General features: G+C 65.5%; 21 protein-coding genes and 2 pseudogenes. 15 read left to right on the top strand and 8 right to left on the bottom strand.

Annotation, left to right across the window (positions count from 1 at the left end; genetic code table 11):
- Nucleotides 1-19 precede the first annotated feature (19 nt).
- The 9 genes and pseudogenes from G6N54_RS16370 (at nt 20) to G6N54_RS16410 (ending at nt 9,063) form a co-directional block, all read left to right on the top strand.
- Nucleotides 20-1,021, top strand: a complete 1,002-nt coding sequence (locus tag G6N54_RS16370) for an ABC transporter substrate-binding protein (RefSeq protein WP_163791030.1) — start codon at nt 20-22, stop codon at nt 1,019-1,021.
- A 100-nt stretch (nt 1,022-1,121) separates the two neighbouring features.
- Complete coding sequence (locus G6N54_RS16375) at nt 1,122-1,784, top strand: 5-oxoprolinase subunit B family protein (RefSeq protein ID WP_163791031.1); 663 nt, start codon at nt 1,122-1,124, stop codon at nt 1,782-1,784.
- A 15-nt stretch (nt 1,785-1,799) separates the two neighbouring features.
- Nucleotides 1,800-2,702: a 5-oxoprolinase/urea amidolyase family protein gene (locus tag G6N54_RS16380; protein WP_163791032.1), complete on the top strand. Its 903-nt coding sequence runs from the start codon at nt 1,800-1,802 to the stop codon at nt 2,700-2,702.
- Between the two features lie 49 nt (nt 2,703-2,751).
- The gene (locus G6N54_RS16385) at nt 2,752-3,297 is read left to right on the top strand and encodes a GNAT family N-acetyltransferase (RefSeq protein ID WP_163791033.1); all 546 of its coding nucleotides are present in this window, start codon (nt 2,752-2,754) and stop codon (nt 3,295-3,297) included.
- A 223-nt stretch (nt 3,298-3,520) separates the two neighbouring features.
- The gene (locus G6N54_RS16390; protein ID WP_163794776.1) at nt 3,521-4,921 is read left to right on the top strand and encodes a nitrate/nitrite transporter; all 1,401 of its coding nucleotides are present in this window, start codon (nt 3,521-3,523) and stop codon (nt 4,919-4,921) included.
- Between the two features lie 313 nt (nt 4,922-5,234).
- Nucleotides 5,235-6,631: pseudogene (locus G6N54_RS16395) on the top strand (nitrate/nitrite transporter).
- 77 nt (nt 6,632-6,708) lie between these two features.
- On the top strand, nt 6,709-7,854 hold the full coding sequence (locus tag G6N54_RS16400; protein WP_163791034.1) for a uroporphyrinogen-III synthase: 1,146 nt from the start codon (nt 6,709-6,711) through the stop codon (nt 7,852-7,854).
- Nucleotides 7,851-8,589 (top strand): annotated as a pseudogene (locus tag G6N54_RS16405) (sirohydrochlorin chelatase). The gene G6N54_RS16400 and the pseudogene G6N54_RS16405 overlap by 4 nt, the downstream one beginning before the upstream one ends.
- A gap of 24 nt (nt 8,590-8,613) precedes the next feature.
- The gene (locus tag G6N54_RS16410; RefSeq protein ID WP_163791035.1) at nt 8,614-9,063 is read left to right on the top strand and encodes a TetR/AcrR family transcriptional regulator; all 450 of its coding nucleotides are present in this window, start codon (nt 8,614-8,616) and stop codon (nt 9,061-9,063) included.
- Nucleotides 9,064-9,113: 50 nt separating this feature from the next.
- On the opposite strand, the gene nirD is transcribed toward G6N54_RS16410, so the two are convergent.
- Nucleotides 9,114-9,470 (bottom strand): nitrite reductase small subunit NirD, encoded by a 357-nt coding sequence (gene nirD / locus G6N54_RS16415; RefSeq protein WP_163791036.1) that lies wholly within the window; start codon nt 9,468-9,470, stop codon nt 9,114-9,116.
- Between the two features lie 16 nt (nt 9,471-9,486).
- The gene (gene nirB, locus G6N54_RS16420; RefSeq protein ID WP_163791037.1) at nt 9,487-12,051 is read right to left on the bottom strand and encodes a nitrite reductase large subunit NirB; all 2,565 of its coding nucleotides are present in this window, start codon (nt 12,049-12,051) and stop codon (nt 9,487-9,489) included.
- Nucleotides 12,052-12,276: 225 nt separating this feature from the next.
- Between nirB and G6N54_RS16425 the strand changes: the two genes are divergently transcribed.
- Complete coding sequence (locus G6N54_RS16425; RefSeq protein WP_163791038.1) at nt 12,277-12,717, top strand: Hsp20/alpha crystallin family protein; 441 nt, start codon at nt 12,277-12,279, stop codon at nt 12,715-12,717.
- 66 nt (nt 12,718-12,783) lie between these two features.
- Here the strand turns inward: G6N54_RS16425 and G6N54_RS16430 are convergent, their stop codons facing one another.
- The 3 genes from G6N54_RS16430 to G6N54_RS30625 are packed head-to-tail and all read right to left on the bottom strand — an operon-like array spanning nt 12,784 to nt 14,077.
- Nucleotides 12,784-13,323 carry a DUF302 domain-containing protein gene (locus G6N54_RS16430; protein WP_163791039.1) on the bottom strand — a complete coding sequence of 180 codons (540 nt, stop codon included), beginning with the start codon at nt 13,321-13,323 and terminating at the stop codon, nt 12,784-12,786.
- A gap of 8 nt (nt 13,324-13,331) precedes the next feature.
- On the bottom strand, nt 13,332-13,610 hold the full coding sequence (locus G6N54_RS29925; protein ID WP_332107599.1) for a zinc-binding dehydrogenase: 279 nt from the start codon (nt 13,608-13,610) through the stop codon (nt 13,332-13,334).
- A complete protein-coding gene (locus G6N54_RS30625; protein ID WP_232072851.1) occupies nt 13,559-14,077 on the bottom strand; it encodes a quinone oxidoreductase family protein in 519 nt (172 codons plus the stop codon). Before G6N54_RS30625 ends, G6N54_RS29925 begins: the two co-directional genes overlap by 52 nt.
- 88 nt (nt 14,078-14,165) lie before the next feature.
- Here G6N54_RS30625 and G6N54_RS16440 point away from each other — a divergent pair, with 88 nt between their 5' ends.
- Nucleotides 14,166-14,660, top strand: coding sequence for a winged helix-turn-helix transcriptional regulator (locus G6N54_RS16440; RefSeq protein WP_163791040.1), 495 nt, complete (start codon nt 14,166-14,168; stop codon nt 14,658-14,660).
- A gap of 4 nt (nt 14,661-14,664) precedes the next feature.
- Here G6N54_RS16440 and G6N54_RS16445 read toward each other — a convergent pair whose 3' ends face one another.
- Nucleotides 14,665-15,426 (bottom strand): isocitrate lyase/PEP mutase family protein, encoded by a 762-nt coding sequence (locus tag G6N54_RS16445; RefSeq protein ID WP_163791041.1) that lies wholly within the window; start codon nt 15,424-15,426, stop codon nt 14,665-14,667.
- Nucleotides 15,427-15,536: 110 nt separating this feature from the next.
- Between G6N54_RS16445 and G6N54_RS16450 the strand changes: the two genes are divergently transcribed.
- The 4 genes from G6N54_RS16450 to G6N54_RS16465 all read left to right on the top strand — a co-directional run bounded on the left by G6N54_RS16450 (nt 15,537) and on the right by G6N54_RS16465 (nt 19,439).
- Nucleotides 15,537-15,833, top strand: a complete 297-nt coding sequence (locus G6N54_RS16450) for a hypothetical protein (protein ID WP_163791042.1) — start codon at nt 15,537-15,539, stop codon at nt 15,831-15,833.
- Nucleotides 15,834-15,912: 79 nt separating this feature from the next.
- Entirely contained in the window at nt 15,913-16,740 is an 828-nt protein-coding gene (locus G6N54_RS16455; protein ID WP_163791043.1) for a hypothetical protein, read from the top strand.
- A 36-nt stretch (nt 16,741-16,776) separates the two neighbouring features.
- Entirely contained in the window at nt 16,777-18,693 is a 1,917-nt protein-coding gene (locus tag G6N54_RS16460; RefSeq protein ID WP_163791044.1) for a fumarate reductase/succinate dehydrogenase flavoprotein subunit, read from the top strand.
- On the top strand, nt 18,693-19,439 hold the full coding sequence (locus G6N54_RS16465; protein ID WP_163791045.1) for a succinate dehydrogenase/fumarate reductase iron-sulfur subunit: 747 nt from the start codon (nt 18,693-18,695) through the stop codon (nt 19,437-19,439). The genes G6N54_RS16460 and G6N54_RS16465 overlap by 1 nt, the downstream gene beginning before the upstream one ends.
- A 51-nt stretch (nt 19,440-19,490) precedes the next feature.
- Here G6N54_RS16465 and G6N54_RS16470 read toward each other — a convergent pair whose 3' ends face one another.
- Both G6N54_RS16470 and G6N54_RS16475 read right to left on the bottom strand, forming a co-directional pair.
- Entirely contained in the window at nt 19,491-19,979 is a 489-nt protein-coding gene (locus tag G6N54_RS16470) for a flavin reductase family protein (RefSeq protein ID WP_163791046.1), read from the bottom strand.
- A complete protein-coding gene (locus G6N54_RS16475; protein ID WP_163794777.1) occupies nt 19,976-21,025 on the bottom strand; it encodes an isopenicillin N synthase family dioxygenase in 1,050 nt (349 codons plus the stop codon). Before G6N54_RS16475 ends, G6N54_RS16470 begins: the two co-directional genes overlap by 4 nt.
- Between the last annotated feature and the right edge of the window lie 80 nt (nt 21,026-21,105).

A 21,105-nucleotide genomic window follows, 5' to 3' on the forward strand; every position in this document is an offset into this window, starting at 1 on the left:
GACGCGATACTCTCACGCGATGCGACAGGGATGGAACCGGCGAGGGTTCTTGCAGCTCGCTGGTGCCGCTGTGGCCGCGGCGGCGGCCGGCGTGTCGGCGGGGTGCTCGGACCCCAAACCCAAGACGCCGAGCGCCCCGGGCGGCGAGGGCGTGACGATCACCCATGTCTTCGGCCAGACCGTCATCAAGTCGCCACCCAAGCGCGTGGTCAGCGCCGGCTTCACCGAACAAGACGATTTGCTCGCGCTCGGCGTCGTACCGATCGCGGTGACCAACTGGTTCGGTGATCAGCCGTTCGCGGTGTGGCCGTGGGCGCAGCCCAAGCTCGGTGGCGCGCAACCCGTAGTGCTGAACTTGGACAACGGAATTCAGGTTGACCAGATCTCGGGCCTCAAGCCCGATTTGATCGTCGCCATCAACGCCGGCTTGGACGCCGACACCTACCAGAAGCTGTCCGCGATCGCCCCGACCCTCGCGCAGTCCGACGGCGACGCCTTCTTCGAGCCATGGAAGGACCAGGCCACCGCAATCGGCCAGGCGGTGTTTCAGGCCGACCAGATGAAGGCGTTGATCGATGGCGTCGACAAGCAGTTCATCGCCGTCGCCCAGAATCATCCGCAGTGGCGGACCAAGCGGGCGTTGCTGATGCAGGGCAGCCTGTTCCGGGGCACCGTGGTCGCCATCGCGGCGGGCTGGCGCACCGACTTCCTCAATCAGATGGGTCTGGTAATCGCGGACAGCATCAAGCCTTTCGTCACCGATCACCGCGCCGTCATCCCGCGCGATCAGATCAAGTCGGTGCTCGATTCCGCCGACGTGTTGATCTGGACGACCGAGAGTCCCGACGATCAGAAGGCGTTGCTGGCCGACCCCGAGGTGGCGGGGTCGCAGGCGACCGCGCAGAACCGCCACGTCTTCACGACCAAGGACCAGGCCGGTGCACTCGCTTTCGCCTCGCCACTGAGCTACCCGATGGTCGCCGACCAGCTGGCCCCGATGATCGGCAAAGTGCTCGGATAGCCGCGGCACTTTGAGCATTCGGTAAGGCAGCTCTGGCAGTGCTCGAAAATCCCGCGCCGCCCCCTTTCGCCTGCCCCGATTCCGAAGTTACCGTTCAGTAATGAGCGTGACGGATCTCCCCGCGGACGTGCCGACCGATCTGGTGGGCAACGTCGTTCTGGACTACGGCGACCAGGCGCTGTTGGTGCAATGTGGCAGCACCGCAGAGGTATTGGCATGGGCGGACGCGTTGCGGGCGGCGGCGCTGCCCGGCGTACTCGGCATCGTTCCCGCCGCCCGCACGGTGCTGGTCAAACTCGGCGGCCCGCGCTATCAGGGAGTCATCCGGCAGCGACTGCGCAAACTGCGGGTCTCCGCCGAGACGGCCACCCCGGCGCAGCGCATCGCCGACGTGGTGATCGACGTCGTCTACGACGGTCCGGACCTCGGCGAGGTCGCCGGTCACACCGGGCTGACGATCGCACAGGTCATCGACGCCCACACTGCCACGCTGTGGCGAGTCGGATTCAGTGGATTCGCACCAGGTTTCGCGTACCTGGTCGACGGCGACCCGCGGCTGCGGGTGCCGCGGCACGCCGAGCCACGCACCGCGGTACCGGCCGGCTCGGTCGCGCTCGCGGGCGAGTTCAGCGCGATCTATCCACGCCGTTCCCCGGGCGGCTGGCAACTCATCGGTCACACCGACGCGGTCCTGTGGGACCTGATGCGATCCGATCCCGCGTTACTGACGCAGGGCATGTGGGTTCAATTCCGGGCCGTGTAGCGCAAGGAGTATGCCGTGACAAACCCCGTTGTCAGCCTCGAAATTCTGCGCACCGGACCGCTCGCCGTCGTCCAAGACCTCGGCCGGATCGGGCAGGCCCACCTCGGCGTCGGCCGATCCGGCGCCGCGGATCGCCGCTCGCACAAACTCGCAAACCGGCTGGTCGCCAATCCCGACGACCGCGCCACCGTCGAAGTGACCTTCGGGGGTTTCGCGGCCCGGGTACACGGCGGCGACGTCGACATCGCGGTCACCGGCGCCGACACCGACCCGTCGGTCAACGGAATCAAGTTCGGTACCAACAGCATTCATCATGTCCGCGACGGCCAAGTGATTTCACTGGGCACCCCGCGGGCCGGGCTGCGAACATACCTGGCGGTGCGCGGCGGCATCTCGGTGCAACCGGTGCTGGGCTCGCGCAGTTACGACGTGATGTCGGCGATAGGCCCGTCGCCGCTGTCCCCCGGAGACCACCTTCCGGTCGGCGCGCACACCGACGAATACCCCGAACTCGACCAGGCTCCCGTAGCGGCCATCACGACCGAAACGGTCGAGCTGCTGGTGATACCCGGGCCCCGCGACGACTGGTTCGTCGATCCCGACGTCCTGGTACACACCGACTGGACGGCATCCGATCGCAGCGACCGGGTCGGGATGCGGTTGGTCGGCCGTCCGCTACAGTACCGCTTCCCCGACCGGCAGCTGCCCAGCGAGGGCGCCACCCGTGGCGCAATTCAGGTGCCGCCCAACGGATTACCGGTAATCCTGGGGCCCGATCATCCGATCACCGGCGGGTACCCGGTGGTCGGCGTGGTGATCGATGACGACATCGACAAGGTCGCCCAGGTGCGGGCGGGCCAGCAGGTGCGGTTGCATTGGGCACGACCACGGTCCCCGGTGGGCGCTCAGTCTCACTGAACCGACTCTCGTGATGCGGGCCCGGCGTCAAGACTGGTAGACAGAGAGGGTGCGTACCCAGGTTCACACCGCACGCCTCGTCCACACTGCCGATCTCGACGGCGATACTCGCCAGCGCGTCCACGACATGGTCACCGAAGCCTTCGCGGGCGATTTCACCGATGACGACTGGGAGCACACCCTGGGCGGCATGCACGCCCTGATCTGGCAGCACGGCGCGATCATCGCGCACGCCGCGGTGGTCCAGCGCCGGCTGATCTACCAGGGCGATGCGTTGCGTTGCGGCTATGTCGAAGGGGTGGCGGTACGGGAGGACCATCGCGGCCACGGACTGGTGCATGCGCTGCTGGACGCAGTCGAGCAGGTGATGCGCGGGGCCTACCAGTTGGGCGCGCTGAGTTCATCGGTGCAGGCCCGCGGTCTCTATGCGGCGCGCGGCTGGTTGCCCTGGACCGGTTCGACGTCGGTGCTGGCCCCGAGCGGCCCGACGCGCACGCCCGACGACGACGAATCGATATTCGTCTTCCCGGTCCTGACCGCCCTGGACACCTCCGCGGAATTGATGTGCGATTGGCGCGCCGGCGACGTTTGGTAGGTGTGCGCGAAATCTCCCCCACGCCAGGGCGATTCATCACACCGCGATTAGTTACGCTGTGAGTTGTGGTGGTCCCCGCGGCTGCTATTGTGGTGCAAGCCACACTGATTGACCGCCCTCACACCGACGGGCTCAGCAAGGTGAGCGGAAATTCACGCCCGGGTCATTGCGGGCATCGCTCGGGCAACAATGGATTCTTAGCGTTATCGGTATGAGACTCTCGCTGGGCCGTTCGCATGTCCTTTCGAACTGGGACCCTGAAGATACGGCGGCCTGGGAGGCCGGCAACGACAAGATCGCCCGTCGCAACCTGATCTGGTCGGTGGCCGCGGACCACATCGGCTTCTCGGTCTGGTCGATCTGGTCGGTGATGGTGCTGTTCATGCCGACGTCGGTGTACGGGTTTTCCGCCGGGGACAAATTCCTGCTCGGCGCCACCGCGACACTGGTCGGGGCGTGTCTGCGTTTCCCCTACACGTTCGCCACCGCGAAGTTCGGCGGGCGCAACTGGACGGTGTTCTCCGCACTGGTGCTGTTGATCCCGACCATCGGCACGATGATGCTGCTGGCCCACCCGGGTCTGCCGCTGTGGCCCTATCTGGTGTGCGCGGCGCTGGCCGGCCTGGGCGGTGGCAACTTCGCGTCGTCGATGACCAACATCAATGCGTTTTACCCGCAACGCCTGAAGGGCTGGGCATTGGCGGTCAACGCCGGGGGCGGCAACCTGGGTGTGCCGGTGGTTCAGTTGGTCGGCCTGCTGGTGATCGCGGCCGCCGGAAACCGTGAGCCCTACTGGGTGTGCGCCATTTACCTTGTGCTGCTTGCGATCGCCGGTATCGGCGCCGCGCTCTACATGGATAACCTGCAGCACTATCGCATCGACACCAACACCATGCGCGCGGTGCTGTCGGAGCCACACAGCTGGGTGATCGCGCTGCTTTACATCGGCACCTTCGGCTCGTTCATCGGTTTCTCGTTCGCGTTCGGCCAGGTGCTGCAGATGAACTTCGTTGCAAGCGGCGAGAACACGGCACAAGCGTCGCTGCATGCGGCTCAGATCGCTTTCCTGGGTCCGCTATTGGGCTCGATATCGCGGGTGTACGGCGGAAAGCTGGCCGACCGTCTCGGTGGCGGGCGGGTCACGCTCGCGGTCTTCTGTTCGATGATCCTGGGTGGCGGAATATTAGTCAGCGCGAGCACTTTCGGTAGTCACGGCGCGGGCCGGAGTTCGGGCGCCACGATGGTCGGCTTTGTGGTCGGCTTCGTCGCACTGTTCATCCTGTCGGGCATCGGCAATGGGTCGGTGTACAAGATGATTCCGTCGATCTTCGAGGCGCGCAGTCACTTGCTGCAGATGGGCGAGGCGGAGCGCCGGCAGTGGTCTCGCTCGATGTCTGGAGCGCTGATCGGACTCGCCGGTGCGATCGGCGCCCTCGGTGGCGTCGGCGTCAATCTCGCGCTCCGGCAGTCGTATCTGCACAGCGGCACCGCGACGTCGGCGTTTTGGGCCTTCACGTTGTGCTACGTGGGCGCCTCGGTGCTGACCTGGGTGGTCTATGTCCGCCGTCCGCTCGAGGTGACCGCGCCGGAGGCCGCACCGGGCGCTCGGCTCGCCACCGTATAACCCCTGATGGCGCGAAATGTATTGCACATCACCTCGAATTCAGCGAAAGCCCACTCCGGGTCGCTGCCCGGATGGCTCCTCAGGGATCTACCAGACAACTGAAATTCAACTTTCAGGCGATATCCGCCCGAATGAGTTGACGCAGTTCGGTTCCGAATGTGAGCATCGGAATTACACTAAGGCATGCTTCATCAATTCGAAGCGCCGACAAGGGCATTGATTACCTAGCTCACCACAGCTTTTCCCAACGATGGGCCGAACTGGTTGACGTCCAGACGATTTCGACCACTCGTTCACGAAAGGTGCAGATCGCATGGTCGGCAGCCACCGCATCACGGACTGGAATCCCGACGACATCGCTGCCTGGGAGGCAGGCAACGACAAGGTCGCTCGCCGCAACCTGCTGTGCACGATGGCCGGCGACCATGTCGCCTTCTCTATCTGGACGCTGTGGTCGGTGATGGTGCTGTTCATGCCGATGTCGGTCTATGGCTTTTCTGCCAGCGACAAGTTGCTCCTTGGCGCCGTTGCCACGCTGGTCGGCGGCTGCGCCCGCATCCCCTACACCCTGGGCATCGCCAAGTTCGGCGGCCGCAACTGGACCGTGTTCTCGGCGTTCGTGCTGCTGATCCCGACCGCAGGACCATCGTCCTGCTGGCCAATCCCGGCCTGCCGTTGTGGCCGCATGTGATCTGCGCCGCACTGACCGGGCTGGGCGGCGGCAACTACGCCGCGTCGCTGGCCAACGTCAACGCGTTCTACCCGCAACGACTCAAGGGCACGGCGCTGGCGATCAACGCGGGCGTCGGCAATCTTGGTGTCGCGGTGATCCAATTGGCCGGCCTGCTGGCGCTGGCCACCGCCGGCCACCAGGCGCCGTACTGGGTGTGCGCGGTCTACCTGGTGTTGCTCACCGCGGTCGGCATCGCGGCGGCGCTGTTCATGGACAACCTCGAGCACGGCGTCGAGCTGAACCACATGCGCTCGACCGTGTTCGACCGCGACACCTGGGTGATCTCGCTGCTCTACATCTGCACCTTTGGCTCCTGGATCGGTTTTTCCTTCGCGTTCGGGCAGGTCCTGCAGGTGAACTTCGGGGCCCACGGCGAAAGCGCCGCTCATGCGTCGCTGCATGCGGCTCAAATCGCGTTTGTCGGGCCGCTATTGGGCTCGCTGGCCCGCATCTACGGTGGTCGGCTGGCGGACCGCCGCGGCGGTAGCCGCGTCACCCTGGGCGTCCTGGCGGGCATGATCGTCGGCGCCGGGCTGCTCGTGGGCATCAGCACGGCCGGGGACCGCAGCGGCACCACGTCGTCGGCCGCAATGGTCGGCTACGTCATCGGGTTCATTGTTCTGTTCGTGCTGTCGGGAATGGGCAACGGGTCGGTGTTCAAACTGATCCCGTCGGTGTTCGAGGCGCGCAGTCGGTCGCTGGATGTCGGCGAGGCGGAGCGCCGGCGGTGGTCGCGCGCCAAGTCGGGATCGCTGATCGGTATCTGCTCGGCGGTCGGCGCGCTCGGCGGCGTCGGAATCAACTTGGCGCTGCGCGAGTCCTACCTGCACGGCGGCACCGAGACGTCGGCGTATTGGCTGTTTCTGGTCTCCTATGTTGTCGCGGCGATCGTGACGTGGAGGATGTATGTGCGACGCCCGGAGTCGACGTTGCCCGCACCGAATTCGGTGCTCACACCGGAGCCAGCTCCGGTGTGACAATCCCCGCAACATGGGCAATGCCCAAGCAATCGCCAGGTAACGGCATGGAAACCTCACAGGCATACACAGGTCGTATGGAGCAGCCCGCCTCACCACCGCTGACCGGCTATCGGATAGCGGTCACCTCGGCGCGCCGCTCCGAGGAGCTGTGCGCGTTGCTGAGCCGTCAAGGCGCTGAGGTCTCCAGCGCCGCCGCGATCAACATGATCGCGATGCCGGAAGACGAAGAACTGCAGAGCAATACCGAAGCGGTGATTGCCGATCCGCCCGACATCCTGGTCGCGCACACCGGGATCGGATTTCGCGGCTGGGTGGCCGCCGCCGAGGGTTGGGGCCTGTCGAACCAGCTCATCGGATCGTTGTCCAAGGCGCGGGTGCTGGCCCGCGGGCCGAAGGCGAAAGGGGCGCTGCGCGCCGCCGGCCTGCACGAGGAGTGGTCGCCGAAATCTGAGTCCTCCCAAGAGCTTCTCAAGTACCTGCTCGAATCGCGGTTGTCCGGTTCGCGTATCGCGGTCCAACTACATGGCACCGCCGACGCGTGGGACCCGTTCCCGGAGTTCATCGGCGGCCTGCGCGCCGCGGGCGCCGACGTGGTGCCAATCCGGGTGTATCGGTGGAAGTCCACGCCTTTGGGCGGCAACTTCGACCAACTGGTCACGGGAATCGCGCGACGCCAGTTCGACGCGGTCAGCTTTACCCCGGCGCCCGCCGCGGCGGCGGTCCTGGAACGCAGCCGCGACTTGAACATCGAAAGTCAGGTGATCGAGGCACTGTGCACCGATGTGCACGCGATGTGTGTCGGCCCGGTCACGGCACAGCCTTTGCACCGCAAGGGTATTCCGACGTCGGCGCCCGAACGAATGCGGTTGGGTGCCTTGGCCCGCCACATCGCCGAGAAGCTTCCGCAGCTCGGATCATGCAATGTCAATGCCGCGGGTCACGCGGTCGAGATCCGCGGCAACTGCGTGCTGGTCGACGGCTCGGTCCAATCGCTGTCCGGATCCGGCATGGCGGTGCTGCGGGCGCTGGCGCAGCGTCCCGGCGACGTCGTCGCCCGCGGCGATCTGCTACGGGTACTGCCCGGCAACAGCAACGACCCGCACGCCGTCGATACGGCCGTGCTGCGACTGCGAACTGCGTTGGGCGACAAGAACATTGTCGCAACGGTCGTCAAGCGCGGTTACCGGCTCGCGATCGACGAGCCGGTGGTGACGACGTGAGCGTGATCCTCGCCGCACACGGCACCCGCCGGACCGGCGGTGTCGCGATGGTCGGCGACCTGGCGGCACAGGTCAGCAGGCAGCTCGGCCGTGCGGTACGGGTTGCCTTCGTCGACGTCCTGGGCCCCACACCCAGCGAGGTACTTTCCGCGGTCCGGCGGCCGCCGGACCGTCGTGGTGCCCGCATTCCTGTCCCGCGGCTACCACGTCCGCACCGATATCCCCGCCCACGTGATGGCCAGCGGGCATCCCAATGTCATCGTGACGCCCGCGCTGGGCCCGGGTGGGGAGATCACTCGGATCCTCGCCGACCAGCTGATGAAATCCGGTTGGCGCCCTGGGGATTCGGTGATCCTGGGGGCGGCTGGAACATCGGACCCGATTGCCCGCGGGGATCTGCACACCACCGCGACGCTGTTGTCCGCGCTGACCGGATCACGAGTTGCCCTGGGATTTGCGGCCATTGGCGATCCACCGATTACCGAAGCCGTCGAGATAGCGCGGGCCGACGGTGCGCGCCGCGTCGCGGTCGCTTCCTATCTCCTCGCCGAGGGGCTGTTCCAGGACAAGCTGCGCAACTGCGGCGCGGATCTGGTCAGCGCACCGCTGGGAACCCATCCGCGGCTGGCCCGTTTGATCGCGAGCCGATTCCGCAGGGCGGTACCGGTGGCGGGCCGGCATCCCGTACTTCGATACCGCGCGGGCGCGCCGACGCCCGCAATGCTTGATCTTTGATCACGCTCGGGTGATCCTGGCACCATGCCCAGTCGCGAAGAGCCATCGCGTGGGCTCCTCGACCCGGTCGCGAAGATGCTGCGGTTGCCGTTCGGCACACCGGAATTCATCGACCGGATCATCACCGGAGGGGTCAACCAGGTTGGCCGCCGAACGCTCTACATGCTGATTACCACGTGGGACGCCGCCGGTGGTGGCCCGTTCGCGGCCAGTGCGATCGCTTCCACGGGAATGGCCAAGACCGCCGAGATTGTGCAAAGCATGTTCATCGGACCGGTTTTCGGACCGGTGCTGAAATTGCTGGGCGCCGACAAGGCTGCGGTGCGGGCGTCGTTGTGCGCCTCGCAGCTGGTCGGACTCGGCATCATGCGCTACGGAGTGCGCTCTGAGCCACTGCATTCGATGTCGGTCGACGCACTTATCGATGCCATCGGGCCGACGATGCAGCGATACCTGGTCGGCGATATCGGCTAGTGGCGATCGCAAGCGCGGCGCAGCCGGGCGCTGCGGGTCGCCACCTTCGGCTAGGCAGCCAGTCGCGCGATCTGGACTTCTCCCTCATCGGTGACGCGCACCCGATACACCGGCACCGACACCCGCGGGTCGTCCAGGCAGCAACCGTCTTCCAGGGCGAAAGCCTGTTTGAGAATCGGTGATTGGACGGTCGCACGACCGCCGCGGGCGCCGACGATGCCACGCGAGATCACGGCCGCCCCGGAGAACGGGTCGACGTTGCCGACCGCGTGCAGCGACCCGTCGTCCAGACGAAACAGCGCTGCCTGGGAACCGTCGTCGAGCAGCACACCGACTCCGCGTCCCGGGATGAGGTGGTCGTAGCTGCACGCGGTGGTCCACACCTGGATGTCGTTGACGAGTGTCACGCTCTGCCTCCTGAACTCAAGAACGGACCCGCGGCATGCCAATGGACACGGGGATTTTGCGCCCGGCATGCTCGGTGAATGTCACAGTCGAATCGATTTCGTCGGGCGCATTGACGAAGGAGACAAACCGCGAAAGTTTGTCCGGGTCTTCGAGCACGCCCTTCCACTCGCATTCGTAGTTCGCCACGTGCCGCTCCATCGCGGCCTCGAATTCCTGGGCCAGACCCAGGGAATCGTCGCACACGACCTCGCGCAGGTGGTCGAGACCGCCGTCCAGGGAGTCTACCCACGGGGCGGTGCGCTGCAGCCGGTCGGCGGTACGGATGTAGTACATGAGGAACCGGTCGACGTAGCGGACCAGCGTCTCGGTGTCGAGGTCGCTGGCCAGTAGCTGGGCATGCTTGGGAGTCATGCCGCCGTTACCGCCGACGTAGAGGTTCCAGCCCTTTTCGGTGGCGATGACGCCGACGTCCTTGCCGCGCGCCTCCGCGCACTCCCGGGCGCACCCCGAGACCCCCATCTTGATCTTGTGCGGTGCCCGCAGCCCTCGATAGCGCAGCTCCAAGTCGATGGCGAGCTGGACCGAATCCTGTTGGCCGTAGCGGCACCAGTCGGTGCCGACGCAGCTCTTCACCGTACGCAGCGCCTTCCCGTAGGCGTGGCCGGATTCCATGCCGCCGTCCACCAGGCGCTTCCAGATCTGCGGCAACTGGTCCACCCGGGCGCCGAATAGGTCGATCCGCTGGCCACCGGTGATCTTGGTGTAAAGCCCGAAGTCCTGGGCGATCTGGCCGATCAGGATCAGGTGCTCGGGCTTGATGTCACCGCCGGGCACCCGGGGCACCACCGAGTAGCTACCGTTCTTCTGAATGTTGGCCAGGAAGTGGTCGTTGGAATCCTGCAGCGAGGCCTGCTCGCCCTCGAGGATGTGGTCCGAGCCGGTCGAGGCGAGGATGGAAGCGACGACGGGTTTGCAGATGTCGCAACCCTTTCCGCGACCGAACCGCTCCAGCAGACCGGAGAAGGTACGAATCTCGGTGGCCGTGATGATCTCGAAAAGCTCGGCGCGTGACTGGCTGAAGTGCTCGCACAGCGCCTTGGGCTGTTCCACGCCCTCGGCTTCCAGCAGCTGCTTGAGCAACGGGACGCACGACCCACACGACGTTCCGGCCGCGGTGCACGACTTCAGGGACGCGACGTCGCCGCAACCGTCGGCGATCGCGCACTTCAGCTGGCCCTTGGTGACGTTGTTGCACGAGCAGATCTGTGCCGAATCCGGTAGCGCGCCGACACCCAAAGCCGAGGCGCCGCCGGACCCCTCCGGTGCGATCAGCGCGAGCGGGTCGCCCGGCAGCTCGCTGCCGACCATCGGCCGCAACACCCCGTAGGTGGAAGCGTCGCCCACCAGCACCCCACCGAGCAGGGTCTTGGCGTCATCGGAGAGCACCAGCTTGGCGTAGGTCCGCTTCACCGCGTCGTTGATGACAACCTCGAGGCAGTTCTCGGTCACACCCGTCGCGTCGCCGAAGCTGGCGACGTCCACGCCCAGCAGTTTGAGCTTGGTGGACAGATCGGCTTCGGGGAATTCCGCTGCGCCGCCCAGCAACCGGTCCACCACGACCTCCGCGGAGGTGTAGCCCGGGCCGACCAGACCGTAGCAACGGCCATCGATTGCGGCCACCTCACCGACTGCGTAGATGTCGGGATCGCTTGTCCGGCAAGACAAATCGGTGAGCACGCCGCCACGCTCGGCCCGCGCCAAGCCCGCCGCCACTGCCAGCTCGTCGCGCGGTCGGATGCCGGCGGCAAAAACCACCGGACCCGCCTCGATCACCGTACCGTCGGTCAGCCGCACCTGCGTCGCCGTCGAGCCATCCGCACGCGCAACGGATTCAATCGATTCGGTGCCGGTGCCGACGTGCACCGCGATCCCGAGCTCGGTGACCATCCTGGCCAGCAGCGCACCGCCGGCCTCGTCGATCTGCTGGGCCATCAACCGGGGCATCATCTCGACGACGTGTGTTTCCAACCCGAACTGTCGCAAGGCATTCGCCGCCTCCAGCCCGAGCAGGCCACCCCCGATCACGACGCCGGCGGCATTGTGACCGTCGTCACGGGCTCGCTCGGCGGCGGCGCGGATCGCGTCGAGGTCGTCCAGGGTGCGATAGACGTGGCACGCGGGCAGGTTATGCCCAGGAACCGGAGGAACGAAAGCGTAGGAACCGGTGGCCAGCACCAGGGCGTCGTACTCGAAGCGCTCACCGGACACGGTGACGACAGACTTTGTCGCACAGTCGATTTCGTCGGCTCGTGCGTTCAGCAGCAGCCGCACCCGCTCGTCGCCGGCGTAGTCGTTGCCGGGCAGCGCCAGCAGGCCGCGGTCCCAGCTTTCGGTGTACGAGGTCAATCCAACGCGGTCGTAGGCGGCATCGGCCTCTTCGGCCAAAACGGTGACGCACCAGGACCCGTCGGCGTCCCGGGCGCGCAGCGCCTCGACCAGACGGTGGCCCACCATGCCATGCCCGACCACAACCAGGTGACGGGCACCACAGTGCGCGCGCGTATTGGGGGCTGGGGTCATGCTTCGAGGCTAAAGGCCGGAAATTAAGGAAAACTCGCCGTATGTATCGCTCGTATGACGTGCCTCTCACACCTCACAACTTCCTGTGTGATGTGTGTTCACTCCTGGCGAACGGGCAGGTGGAACTTTAGCGTGATCAACTCAAGTTTGTCTGTATAGCCGGCCGGCAAGGAGCCGGCCACAGCACACTCACAATGAAGTTCAAGCAAGCAAAAAGGAGACGCCATGAGCAATCTCGCAGTGTGGTCGCGCCCGGCCTGGAACACCGACCGGTGGTTACGCGACTTTTTCGGCCCCGCCGCGGCGGCGGACTGGTACACGCCAGTGACCAGCGGTTTTAACCCCGCGGCCGAGATCGTGAAGGACGGCGACGACGCGGTGGTCCGCCTGGAACTGCCCGGTGTCGACGTCGACAAGGACGTCAACGTCGAGATCGACAAGGGCCGCCTGGTAATCCACGGCGAGCACCGCGACGACCACGCCCAGGAGACGGACGGCCGGACGCTGCGCGAGATCCGCTACGGATCGTTCCGCCGCTCGTTCCAGCTGCCCGCGCATGTCACCGGCGAGGCCATCAAGGCCTCCTACGACGCCGGTGTGTTGAGCGTGCGGGTCACCGGTGCCTACGCCGGAACCCAGGCGCAGCGCATCGAGATCGCCAAGTAGCACGTCGACCGTCGAGTTGTTGGGCAAAACCGCGAGGATAGCGCTCAACAACTCGACGTTGGCGTCTTACTGCGCGAATGCCTGATCCGCGTCAATTCCGATCAATCGCAACAGGTTTGCCACCTTGCGATCCAGGCTCTCACCCACTTTGGTCACCTCGGTGATACCGAGGCTGCCGAACGCCGGGCCGGGCTGGTCCATCGAGAAGATTGCATTGCCGTCGGTGTCGGCGTGGATCAGCAGACGTAAAGGCGCGTATAGCAAGGCTTTCGGGTCGTGGCGGTACATCGTCTCGGCGATTGTGTGGTTGCCGAGCAGATATTCCACTGCCTTCGTCGTATGGCCGGCAATGCTGAAAAAGGGCAGTGCGTTGATCTTCGCGTAGACCATCAGACCGTTCGGCCCGTTGGCGTCAGCGGCCGCAAGGACGTCGTCCCAGCTGCCGCCCCGCTCGGCGATCTCCTGCACCACGGACCGATCGACCGGTGGTGCGGCCTCCTCGAAAGCCGCGATGAACGCGTCGAATTCGATACCCGTGGCAATGTCGATGCGATTCATCGTGTGCGAGGCCACACTGAATTTCGCTGTCTTCGCGCTACTTGTCATGGCATTCCTCAAATTTCGCTAGTCGGGTCCAAGACGATGACGCCGCGCACTTGACGGCGCTCCAGCCGCCGATGGGCCTCGGCGGCTTGGCTCAGGGGCAACACCTCGTCGACGTGAGACATGATCTGCCCAGTCTTGAGGCCGTCGGCCAGAAAGCGCAGCGCGTTGCCGATCAGCTCCGGCCGGTCGTAGAACACCGGCAGGTAGAAGCCGATCAGGGCTTGCGATCTGGTCATCAGTCGGCGCGGCGCGAACGGCTCGCCGGGTCCGCGAGTGGAACCGAGCAACAGATACCGGCCGAAAGTAGCCAGCGCGTCGAAGTTTTGCTCGAAACCTCTCCGCCGATCGACTCGATCAAGACGTCGACGCCGCGACCGGAAGTCAGCTCGCGCACCTGCTCGGTCCAACCAGGTTCGTCGTAGGAGATTGCCGCGTCGGCTCCCAGCGCCTTGACGAATTCGCGCCGTTGCGCGGTACTGGCTGTCCCGATCACCGGCCCGGCGCCGAGTGCCTTGCCGATCTGCACCGCAAGGCTGCCCACTCCCCCCGCCGCGCCGTGCACCAGCAGCGACTCACCGGCCCGCAGCGTGGTCGAAGCCTGCAACAGCAGGTGCGCACACGCGATGTCGGGGAAATTGACCCCGACGGCCGCGGTTTCGATCAGCAGCTGCCGAGTCCCGGGCGTCGGGTCTGGAAGTTCGACGTACTCAAGCACTTCCGGCCCACCGAATCGGTCGTAGCTGACTGCCTTCATCTCGGCCTATCCGATGGTTCGGTGAACGAACTTAACGATTTGAACTATGCGGTTCGGTGAATGAACCAGCAAGGGGTAGTATCGACCCGTGGCTCTCCCCCGTGAATACCCCGACGAGAACTGCCCGATCGCACGATCGCTGGAGATCGTCGGCGAGCGGTGGACATTGCTGATCGTGCGCGATTTCTTTTACGGGGCGCGCCGGTTCAGCGATCTTCACAGCCACCTCGGCATTCCCAAGGCGGTGCTCGCCGACCGGCTGGCATTCCTGGTCGCCGAGGGTGTACTGACCAAGAATGGCAACGAGTACCGGCTCACCACAAAGGGCATGCAGCTGTGGCCACTGATCTGGTCGATGATCACGTGGGGCCGAGAGCACCTGCTGGACAAGCCGACCCGCACGTATCAGCACACGGAATGCGGCGGCGTGATCGGGCCCGACCGCGTCTGCCAACAATGCGGGCAGACCCCCGAGGTCGGTGATCTCATCGTCCACCCGCCACGGCGTCCACACGATCCGAACCGCGACGATCCGGTCAGCCGCGCGCTGCGCCGGCCACACCGGATGCTGGAACCGATCTAGCCGGTCAGCCCCAGCGGGCCAGCAACTCCTTGGCCCGGCCGGCCAGCGCGGATTGCAAGAACGGGCCGAAACTGATCCGGGCAACACCCAGCGGGCCGAACGACGCCGGGTCGTCTCGGTCGGGCAGCGCGATCGCATTGATCGGCAAAGGCAGCTCAGTTGCCAAGCGCCGCAACGTCTCCGGGTCGTGTCGACCAACCGGGTAGAGGACGTCGGCGCCGGCGTCGGCCGCCTCGGTCAGTCGTGCCACGGCCCGCTCGACGCGATCCGAATCGTCACCGTCGTTGCGCAGGAACAGATCGGTGCGGGCATTGATCACCACGCGCACCCCGGCCGCATCGGCGGCCGACCGCAACGCGCCGACCAATTCGGCATGCTCCCGGGCGGACCGCAGTCGCTTGTTCTCGGCGTGCACGGTGTCCTCGATGTTGAGCCCGACGGCGCCGACGCTCAACAGGCCGTCGATCAGCCGCTGTGCTGGCTGGCCGTAGCCGGACTCGATGTCCACCGACACCGGAACGTCGACCGCCGTGGTGATCTGGGCGACGCGGGTGAGCACATCGTCGAAGGACATGCCCTCGGCGTCGGTTTTGCCGATGGAGCCGGCCAGCGGATGGCTGCCGACGGTCAGGGCGACGAATCCGGCATCCGTGGCCAGCCGCGCCGACCAGGCATCCCACACGGTCGGCAGCACTACCGGGTTGCCGGGTTGATGCAATTCCAGCAGCGTCGCCGCGCGCTCCGCGGCATCGGCCTGACCTGTCATGTGTTTGCTCCGCGATCTCGGCGAGTCATCTGTCCGACGTCAGTCCTGCACGATGGATAGTATCGAAAGTCATATGTGATTCTTGACATCCTCAGCCCCTAGGAGATCCCTTGTCCACCACGACTGAACTCGCCGAACTGCACGATCTCATCGGCGATTTGCGGCGGTGCGTGAGCTCCTTGAGGTCGCGCTACGGCGACAGTCCGGCGATGCGCCGAATCGTCATCGACGCCGACCGCATCATCAGCGATGTCGATTTACTCGACACCGATGTTTCGGAGCTGGACTTGGCGCGAGCCACTGAGCAGCACTCCGGCGAAAAGATCACCATTCCCGACACCCAGTACGACACCGACTTCTGGCGCGATGTCGACGACGAGGGTGTCGGGGGTCACAATCGCTCCTGATATTCCAAGCCCCCGTTAAATCGGAGGGCGTGGTCTTGTACTCTTCGACCAACAGCCCTGTTCGAAGAGGAACATTTGCATGAGCGCACCTGCGGCGAACCGTCCTGCGTCCGGCATCTTTTCACCGACGCGCGCCCAAATTCCGCATCGGACACTGCGTACCGACCGTTGGTGGATGTCGCCGTTGCGCGTCGACCTCGGCTTCGCCGCATTCCTAATCTATGCGACGGCGCGCGGGTTGCAGAAGGCCTATTTCTTCGTCCCGCAGTACCACTACCTGACGCCGTTCTACTCGCCGTGCATGGCCAAGGCGTGCGGCGAGGCCAGCGAATTCTGGCCGCAGATCCTGCCGGACTGGTGGTTTGTGCCGTACGCGGCGCTGACGTTGCCGTTCCTGCTGCTGTTCCGGCTGACCTGCTACTACTACCGCGGCGCCTATTACCGCACGGTGTGGCAGTCGCCCACCGCCTGCGCGGTGGCCGAGCCCCGCGTGCACTACACCGGCGAGACGAAGCTCCCGCTGGTCATCCAGAACACCCACCGCTACTTCTTCTACATCGCCGGCATCATCTCGGTGATCAACACTTACGACGCCATCGTCGCGTTCCACTCCGAGACCGGGCCCGGCGGATTCGGTTTCGGCCTGGGCAACATCGTCCTGCTCGGCAACGTCATCATGCTGTGGGTCTATACGCTGTCCTGCCACTCGTGCCGGCACGTCACCGGTGGGCGGCTCAAGCACTTCTCCAAACACCCTGTGCGGTATTGGATCTGGACCCAGGTCAGCCGGCTCAACACCCGGCACAAGATGTACGCGTGGATCACCCTGGGCACGCTGATGCTCACCGACGCCTACGTGGCACTGGTGGCCAGCGGCACCATCTCTGACCTGAGATTTGTTGGCTGACAAGCCCTTTAAGCACAACAAGCTGAGCGAGGTTTTATGACTGAGGTCGAACGGCACTCCTACGACGTGGTCGTGATCGGTGCCGGCGGCGCGGGTTTGCGCGCGGTCATCGAAGCGCGTGAACGTGGTCTCAAGGTCGCGGTGGTAACCAAGTCGCTGTTCGGCAAGGCCCACACAGTGATGGCCGAGGGCGGCTGCGCAGCGTCCATGGGTAACACCAACCCCAAGGACAACTGGAAGACCCACTTCGGCGACACGATGCGCGGTGGCAAGTTCCTCAACAACTGGCGGATGGCCGAACTGCACGCCAAGGAGGCACCGGACCGGGTCTGGGAGCTCGAGACCTACGGAGCGCTGTTCGACCGCCTCAAGGACGGAAAGATCAGCCAGCGCAACTTCGGTGGGCACACCTACCCGCGGCTGGCACACGTCGGTGACCGCACCGGCCTGGAGCTGATCCGCACCATGCAGCAGAAGATCGTCTCGCTGCAGCAGGAAGACTTCGCCGAGCTCGGCCACTACGAGGCGCGGATCAAGGTCTTCGCCGAATGCGCCATTACCGAGCTACTCAAAGACGGTGACGTGATCGCCGGGGCGTTCGGCTACTGGCGTCAAAGCGGCCGGTTCGTCGTCTTCGACGCCCCCGCTGTGGTGCTGGCCACCGGCGGTATCGGCAAGTCGTTCAAGGTGACATCGAACTCCTGGGAGTACACCGGCGACGGCCACGCGCTGGCGCTGCGGGCCGGCGCGACGCTGATCAACATGGAATTCATCCAGTTCCACCCGACCGGCATGGTCTGGCCGCCGAGTGTGAAGGGGATCCTGGTCACCGAGGGTGTACGCGGTGACGGCGGGGTGTTGAAGAACTCCGACAACAAGCGCTTCATGTTCGACTACATCCCGCCGGTGTTCAAGGGGCAATACGCCGAATCCGAGCAAGAAGCCGACCAGTGGCTCAAGGACAACGACTCGGCCCGCCGCACTCCTGACCTGCTGCCCCGCGATGAGGTTGCCCGCGCGATCAACTCCGAGGTCAAGTCCGGTCGCGGCACCCCGCACGGCGGTGTCTACCTGGACATCGCCTCCCGGTTGACGCCCGACGAGATCAAGCGCCGGCTGCCGTCGATGCACCACCAGTTCATGGAGCTCGCCGGCGTCGACATCACCAAGGAGCCGATGGAAGTCGGACCCACCTGTCACTACGTGATGGGCGGGGTCGAGGTCGACCCCGACAGCGGCGCGGCCACCGTCGCCGGTCTGTTCGCCGCGGGCGAATGCTCGGGCGGCATGCACGGCTCCAACCGGCTGGGCGGCAACTCGCTGTCGGACCTGCTCGTCTTCGGCCGCCGCGCCGGGCTGGGCGCCGCCGACTACGCGCGCGCCCTGGCCAGTCGTCCGACCGTCAGCGAGGACTCGATCGAGGCGGCGGCGAAGCGCGCCCTGGCTCCCTTCGAGGCACCGACCAACGGCACCGCCGCGGAGAACCCGTACACGCTGCAACACGAACTGCAGCAGTCGATGAACGACCTGGTCGGCATCATCCGCAAATCGGAGGAGATCACCGAGGCGCTGGAACGACTCACCGCGCTGCGGGAGCGGTTCAAGCACATTCACGTCGAGGGGCACCGCGAGTACAACCCCGGCTGGAACCTGGCCATCGATCTGCGCAACCAGCTACTGGTCAGCGAATGCGTGGCCAAGGCGGCGCTGATGCGCACCGAGAGCCGCGGCGGACACACCCGCGACGACCACCCGGGCATGGACTCGTCGTGGCGCAAGGTGTTGCTGGTCTGCCGCGCCGGCGGCGGCGACGACGTGATTCCCGACGTCACCGTCACCCGCGAGGACCAGGTGCCGATGCGGCCCGACCTTTTGGAGCTCTTTGAGATCTCCGAGCTGGAAAAGTACTTCACCGACGAAGAGCTGGCCGACCACCCAGGACGGAGAGGCTAATGAGCTACGACGCGACGATGCGGGTGTGGCGCGGCGACGATGTTGGCGGCGCACTGCAGGATTTCACGGTCGAGGTCAACGAGGGCGAAGTGGTGCTCGACATCATCCATCGCCTGCAGGCGACCCAGACTCCGGACCTCGCGGTGCGATGGAACTGCAAGGCGGGCAAGTGCGGATCCTGCTCGGCCGAGATCAACGGTATGCCGAAGCTGATGTGCATGACCCGGATGTCGTCGTTCGCCGAGGACGAGGTCGTGACGGTCACTCCGCTGCGCACCTTCCCGGTGATCCGCGACCTGGTCACCGACGTCTCGTTCAACTACGAAAAGGCCCGCGAAATCCCGTCTTTCGCGCCGCCCAAGGACCTGCAGCCCGGCGAGTACCGGATGGCGCAGGAGGACGTCGCGCGCTCGCAGGAGTTCCGCAAGTGCATCGAGTGCTTCCTGTGCAACAACGTGTGTCACGTGGTCCGCGACCACGAGGAGAATAAGAAGTCCTTCGCCGGTCCACGCTTTTTGATGCGGGCCGCCGAGCTGGAGATGCACCCGCTGGATACACTCGACCGGCGCGAAATGGCGCAGGAGGACTTCGGCCTCGGGTTCTGCAACATCACCAAGTGCTGCACCGAGGTGTGCCCGGAACACATCAAGATCACCGACAACGCGCTGATCCCGATGAAAGAGCGGGTTGCCGACCGCAAGTACGACCCGATCGTCTGGCTGGGCAACAAGCTGTTCAGGCGCTAGACGCCCTCATCGTTTTCGCCGAACGTGCACTGCCGGCGAGACGCCGAGGGCTCAGACACCAAGTCTGCGGAATGCGCTGCGGTGGAAGACAATCGGTGCCACCTCGGCGTCGACCGTCACCTGGTTGACCCGCAGTACGACAATGACGTGATCCCCGGCCGGGATCAGCTGCGCGATCGCGCTCTCCAGCCACAGGCCGGTGCCCTTGATGAAGACCGCGCCGGACTCGTAGGACACCGTCTCCATGCCGGCGAACCTGTCACCGGTCTTGGCCGCCAGCGTCTTGGCGGCCTCGTCGTGCGCCTCGCCGAGCACGCTGATGCCCAACATCGGCAGGTCCTTGAGCTTGGGCCAGGTGGTCGACGTGTTCTGCACGCAGAACGACACCAACGGCGGCTCCAGCGAGACGGGGACAAAGGTGCTGGCGGCCAGGCCCACCCGGACTCCCGCAACCTCGGCGGCGATCGCCACCACGCCGGACGGAAAGTGGCCGAAGGCCTCACGCAGTGAGGTCGGAGTCAGCTTGTTCGATGCATTCACTGGACTTCATTCGCCCCTTGATCCGACGACGGATTCGCCTGTCTGACCCTACCGTTCGAATATCCGTGCGCGTCGGCCACATCCGGGTGCGCCCGCAGCCTGCTCTTCCAGGCATTTCGCCCGTAAACCGAGAAGATCGGGTCCGACGGGTTGTCGGTCGGTGTCCACGACTTGTCGGTACGCGCCGCGAGTGCCAATAGCTCCGGGGGGAGCGACAGCACCGGTAGCTGCGCGTCCAGCCGGGGATTGAAGAAGAACGGCACCGAAATCCGCTCGGCGACCTGGCCGTCCAAATTTACCCGGTGCTCGATGGCCCGCAGATAGCCGCCGGTCGCGACCTCGAGCAGCTCGCCGATGTTGACGATGAATGCCCCCTCCAGCGGCGCGACATCGACCCAGCGGTCGCGGCGTCGCACCTGCAGCCCCCGACTGCCGGGCTCGGCCAGTAACAACGTCAGCACCCCGGAGTCCCGGTGCGCGCCCACGCCCTGCGGGCTCGCCGCGCGGGCGGGATAGCGGATGACCTTGATCAGGGTGGCCGGCGTCTCGGCGAAAGCGGCGTCGAACACCTCGGGCGGACTGCCCAGCGACGCCGCCCAGTGCCGTAGCAGGGTGCGGGCCACCACCGACAGGGCGGCGTCCCACTCGGCGATGACCGCCGGCAACTCGGGCAGCGCTGCCGGCCACTGGTTGGGGCCCTGCAACCAGAGGTATTCCGGCCGTCCGGGCCCACCCACGGGCTGGCGTTCGGGCCCAATATCAATCTGCATATCAATCTGCTCGCGCCAATCCACCTCGCCGAGCGTGAGCTCGCCACCCAGCCGGGTGTAACCGCGGAAATGCGGGCTGCGCACCATCGCCACGGCATCCTTATCGGCTTGCGGTAGCGAGAACAACGCGCGGGCCGCCGCGAGCACCCGCGCGACGAGCGCCTGAGGTACGCCGTGGCCGGTCAGGTAGAAGAAACCCACCTCATGTGCGGCCTCGCGCAACACACCGGTATCGGCCGTCAAGTCCACGACAGGCAAGGCGGTGACGCTCTTCACACTTGTCACGGTTCCATTATCGCCGCAGGTAAAGCACCTGTCGAAGCCGTGACCTGGGACTTCCCAACCGGTTGGTTAAT

The organism is Mycobacterium stomatepiae, from assembly GCF_010731715.1.
In the GTDB taxonomy this organism is placed as follows: Bacteria; Actinomycetota; Actinomycetes; order Mycobacteriales; family Mycobacteriaceae; genus Mycobacterium; species Mycobacterium stomatepiae.